We start from the raw sequence: 460 nt of genomic DNA, 5'->3' as shown, positions 1-460 counted from the left end.
TTGTCGACGGTTCGAGTCCGCCTGCCGGAGTTAATGATATGGAGAGTTGTCCGAGCTGGCCGAAGGAGCATGACTGGAAATCATGTAGACGGATTTATCCGTCTCAAGGGTTCGAATCCCTTACTCTCCGTTGTAATTAAGTATGACCCGTTGGTCAAGTGGTTTAAGACACTGCCCTTTCACGGCAGTAACATGGGTTCGAATCCCGTACGGGTCATTTTTATGGAGGGTTAGCTCAGTTGGGAGAGCGTCTGCCTTACAAGCAGAGGGTCACAGGTTCGAGCCCTGTACTCTCCATTTAAAATTATGGTTCCATGGTCTAGTTGGTTTAGGACGCCTGCCTGTCACGCAGGAGATCACGAGTTCGAGTCTCGTTGGAACCGTTAAAATAAAATAGCCTTTTATTTTATATCATTTGTTTATGGCGCAGTAGCTCAGTTGGTAGAGCAACGGATTGAAG

General features: G+C 47.4%; 4 tRNA genes. All 4 read left to right on the top strand.

Annotated elements, in window-relative coordinates:
* The first annotated feature begins 40 nt into the window (after window positions 1-40).
* The 4 genes from IV87_RS10835 (at window position 41) to IV87_RS10820 (ending at window position 383) form a co-directional block, all read left to right on the top strand.
* Window positions 41-130, top strand: a tRNA-Ser gene (locus IV87_RS10835).
* Between the two features lie 14 nt (window positions 131-144).
* Window positions 145-217, top strand: a tRNA-Glu gene (locus IV87_RS10830).
* 7 nt (window positions 218-224) lie between these two features.
* A tRNA-Val gene (locus IV87_RS10825) sits at window positions 225-297 on the top strand.
* A gap of 11 nt (window positions 298-308) precedes the next feature.
* Window positions 309-383, top strand: a tRNA-Asp gene (locus tag IV87_RS10820).
* Window positions 384-460: the final 77 nt, after the last annotated feature.

Source organism: Pediococcus ethanolidurans (assembly GCF_001437405.1).
Taxonomy (GTDB): domain Bacteria; phylum Bacillota; class Bacilli; order Lactobacillales; family Lactobacillaceae; genus Pediococcus; species Pediococcus ethanolidurans.
The sequence above is the reverse complement of the archived record's forward strand: the minus strand, read 5'-3'. Positions and strand labels throughout refer to the sequence as shown.